This window comes from Streptomyces sp. NPDC006510 (assembly GCF_040611955.1).
Classification (GTDB): Bacteria; Actinomycetota; Actinomycetes; order Streptomycetales; family Streptomycetaceae; genus Streptomyces.
Genome location: NZ_JBEXPH010000453.1, coordinates 1 through 1,549, shown reverse-complemented (window position 1 = coordinate 1,549; position 1,549 = coordinate 1). Strand labels below are relative to the sequence as shown.

Here is a 1,549-nt window from a genome sequence, read left to right as displayed (position 1 = left end):
GATGCCCTGGGCGACGGCATGGCGGTCTTCGCGCAGGGCTCCGGCGAGGCCGGCGAGAGGGGCCAGTGCGCTGTTCGCGAGGTCGTCCAGCCAGCCCGGGAGGGGTGTGGCGTCGCGGCTGTCGAGCATGGCGGCGAACCGGCGGACCAGGTCGTGGGTGTGCCTGAGTTCAGGGCAGTGGTCGAGGAGTCGGGGCAGGCGTTCGTTGATGTGGGGGTTGCGTCGGCCCGGGTGGGTGGTGATCCAGCGGGCGGCTTCGCGTGGGGAGGGCGGTCGCTCGCGTGGCTCGTCCAGGGGCAGGCCCCGTCGGAGGGGTGCGACGGCCATTTTCACGCGCTGGTAGTGGCCGAGGTAGCCCTTGGTCCGGAGTTCCTCGTGCAGGATCTTCGCGCTGTGCTGTCCCTCGTCCCAGCGTTGTTGCAGGTAGTCGAGGTAGGGGTCCAGGGTGGAAGGCTTGCGGGGCGGGCGGCGCATCACTTCCTGCCAGGTGCGGGCGCGGGCGTACTTGCGCACGGTGCGGCGGTCCAGGCCGAGCTCCCGGGCCACGGAGCTGTGGCTCCGGCCGGTGCGGGTCAGGGCATGCACGGCCTCGAAAAGCCTTCGGGCATGCCGCCCGGCCCGGGTGTCCGCCGCGGTGTTCCCGGTGGTCTTCTCGACCGGTGCGGGATCTGTCTCCCTGTCTGTGTCTGGTGGCAGTGCGGCGGGCAGGCAGCCGCGGTGGGCGGAGGCGATGTCCTGAACGCGGCGGGAGAGGCCCTGCCAGAGGTGGAAGCGGTCGCTGACCTGCGCGGCGTCGGGTGCGCCGGCGGTGATGCCCTGCCGGTAGGTGAGGGAGCCGTCGCGACAGGCGACCTCGACACCCGGGTGCTCGCGAAGCCAGTGGCTGAGCTGTTCCGCGTCGCGCCCTTCCCAGAGGATGAGCGGGAGCCGGGTGGTGGCGTCGACAAGAAGGGTGCCGTAGGTATCGCCGTAGAGCGCGAAGTCATCCACCCCCAGCACCCGGGGTGTCTCCCGTAGCGGAAGCGGCACCCGCATCAGCTGGGCCAGAACGGTGCATCGCGAGAGCGTGACGTTCAGGATCCGCAGCATTCGGGCACCGCCCCGGCCGGCCAGCACCACACCGACAGCCTCTACCAGGCGCTGCAACTGTGGGGTGCGCCGCTGGTAGCGCACGGTCAGCCCCGGCACTTGCTCGGCGAAGGTCACCTTCGGGCAGGTCGGGTTCTCGCAGTACAGGCGGCGTACGGACAAGTCGATGCGCAGAGGTCGACCTCCAAGAGCGACGTCGGCGAGGCGCCGTACATACCGGCTGTGGACCCAGTCGCTCAGGACGCCACACCCACTACATCCCGCTGGAGCACGAGAGCGCATACGGGCCTGGATCACCATGATGGAACTGGAAGTATCCACCGAGAACATCAGCATTCCAGCCAAGTGCGGTAACAGCTTTGACAGTTCAACAGAACGCACTCAAAGGCTACCCACCCCGCAAACCAGACTGCCGCGGCACCAGGATGATCTCCGGCTACGAAAATCTTGCCAGAGCCAC

General features: G+C 68.8%; 1 protein-coding gene. It reads right to left on the bottom strand.

What is annotated here, in order from left to right:
* The coding region (locus ABZY11_RS44435) for an ISL3 family transposase (protein WP_356484610.1) at nucleotides 1-1,419 on the bottom strand (1,419 nt) is incomplete at its 3' end.
* Between the last annotated feature and the right edge of the window lie 130 nt (nucleotides 1,420-1,549).